1 protein-coding gene is annotated in these 467 nt (G+C 65.7%); it reads right to left on the bottom strand.

Features of this window, described 5'->3' with window-relative positions:
* A partial coding sequence (locus ACNFIC_RS23850) for an AMP-binding protein (RefSeq protein WP_416782288.1) occupies window positions 1-467 on the bottom strand: 467 nt, incomplete at both ends.

The raw sequence follows: 467 nt of genomic DNA, 5'->3' as shown, positions 1-467 counted from the left end.
GCATCCAGCACAGCCGGTTGGTCAGCGCGCTGTGGCGGTTGCCTGCGCCTTTCGGCTTGCCGGTCGAGCCCGAGGTGTAGATCACGTAGGCCAGGTTTTCCGGGGCCACGGTGATGTTCGGGTTGTCGCTCGAATAGGCGCTCAGGTCCAGCGCATCCAAAGCCAGGACCGTCAGCCCTTCAGGCATCGGCAGGCTCAGATGGCTCTGGGTCAGCAGCAGCGCGATGCCGCTGTCCTCGAACAGATAGGCCAGGCGCTCGCTCGGCAGCTCCGGGTCCATCGGTACATAGGCACCACCGGCCTTGAGGACTGCCAAGAGCCCAACCACCATCTCGACGCTGCGCTCGACGGCAATGCCGACCAGCACATCCGGGCCGACGCCCGCGGCGATCAGGCGATTGGCCAACTGATTGGCGCGGGCATCCAGCTCGGCGTAACTTAGGCGCACATCGCCGAACACCAGCGCC

This window comes from Pseudomonas sp. NY15463, assembly GCF_048068415.1.
GTDB lineage: Bacteria > Pseudomonadota > Gammaproteobacteria > Pseudomonadales > Pseudomonadaceae > Aquipseudomonas > Aquipseudomonas mosselii_C.
The sequence above is the reverse complement of the archived record's forward strand: the minus strand, read 5'-3'. Positions and strand labels throughout refer to the sequence as shown.